Source organism: Vibrio sp. Vb0304 (genome assembly GCF_033338995.1).
Classification (GTDB): Bacteria; Pseudomonadota; Gammaproteobacteria; order Enterobacterales; family Vibrionaceae; genus Vibrio; species Vibrio alginolyticus.
Window position 1 is genome coordinate 1 of record NZ_JAWOTT010000208.1, and the last position, 1,215, is coordinate 1,215.

A 1,215-nucleotide genomic window follows, 5' to 3' on the forward strand; every position below is an offset into this window, starting at 1 on the left:
AGCATCAAAATGAGCAAGTAAATCAGGAAGTCGAAGGTGGCATTCGTGTTCATGCCACCCTTCCCCACGTTGAGCTTGATGATGCTTAATCCGCTCTCGCATCTCATCATCAAATGGCAACGCAGTAGCGACATAATGTAATGACTTGTTCTGCTTTTCGGACAACTGTCTTGCGGTTTGTTCAGCAAGTTTCGATTTTCCTGAACGAGCACCACCGAGAATTAACTGCTTCATATATTTTGATAAAACGCGATTAGAGTAAGGTAAACCAAGAGTTCAGAAAGCTGCTGCGCTGCACCTAAGCAATCGCCAGTAAAACCGCCAATGCGCTTAGTCAGCCAACGTTTGAATGCAAATCGAAATGCAAACAAAACGATGACGATAAATGATGTCTGCATTACCCCGAGAAAGAGCGAAGCCACGCCCGCAGTATACAGCAAAATGGCAACTTCAGACGAGGACTGCTTGCTCGCAAGCGGCTTGCTTTTCGAGGTGTCACTGTAACTCACATAAGGCATGTCGTAAATTAGCGTTGCAGCGAGGGCACGACTCGTGGTGTAGGCCACAACAATAACGAGCCAAAAATCAGGCAAATGCACCAACTCGCTCCAAAGGACAAACTTAGCCAACAACGCCATCACTAATGTAGCGGCACCATAAGTCCCGATGCGGCTGTCCTTCATGATAGAAAGACGACGCTCAACCGTCATACCGCCGCCAATGCCATCCGCCATATCAGTCAAACCATCTTCGTGAAAAGCACCGGTGAGCAACAGGCTGAACGCCATGGTTAATACAAGAGCAACGGAATCAGGGAAAATAAGTTGAGTGAAGTAGAACACAAGCGCGCAAAGCACACCAAGAATCACACCAACCAAGGCAAAATATCGCCCGGCTTGGTTCATACGCTCTTCGCTGTAAGGTAAGTCACTCGGTACAGGCAAGCGGCTAAAAAAGCTCACAGCCAAGAGGAATAGCTCCATTTGATAGCGTAGCGTTGCTTGTCGTGAACTTTTTGACTCAGACACTAAACCGTTACTCCTGCACTCTCAAAACTGGCCATTTTATTATAGAACTGCGCAGCGGCCTTCAATAGCGGCAATGCCAACGCAGCACCTGTTCCTTCACCGAGGCGGAGCCCTAAATCCAGCAAAGGTTCGGCTTTTAATGACTCCAACACAAACTTGTGTCCGTTTTCTTCTGAACGATGTGCAA

At 47.7% G+C, this 1,215-nt stretch carries 3 protein-coding genes; all 3 read right to left on the reverse strand.

From position 1 onward, the window contains the following. Positions 1-234 (reverse strand): bifunctional adenosylcobinamide kinase/adenosylcobinamide-phosphate guanylyltransferase (locus R7P35_RS25030; protein ID WP_318093087.1); only part of this gene is annotated, 234 nt, incomplete at its 3' end. Next, positions 231-983 carry an adenosylcobinamide-GDP ribazoletransferase gene (locus R7P35_RS25035; protein WP_318093091.1) on the reverse strand — a complete coding sequence of 251 codons (753 nt, stop codon included), beginning with the start codon at positions 981-983 and terminating at the stop codon, positions 231-233. The genes R7P35_RS25035 and R7P35_RS25030, both read right to left, overlap by 4 nt. A gap of 44 nt (positions 984-1,027) precedes the next feature. Continuing rightward, positions 1,028-1,215 (reverse strand): nicotinate-nucleotide--dimethylbenzimidazole phosphoribosyltransferase (locus R7P35_RS25040; RefSeq protein WP_318093089.1); only part of this gene is annotated, 188 nt, incomplete at its 5' end.

Excerpts from the sequence above, each read along its gene's own strand:
- R7P35_RS25035 (WP_318093091.1), bottom strand. The coding sequence starts at position 983 with ATGGAGCTATTCCTCTTGGCTGTGAGCTTTTTTAGCCGCTTGCCTGTA.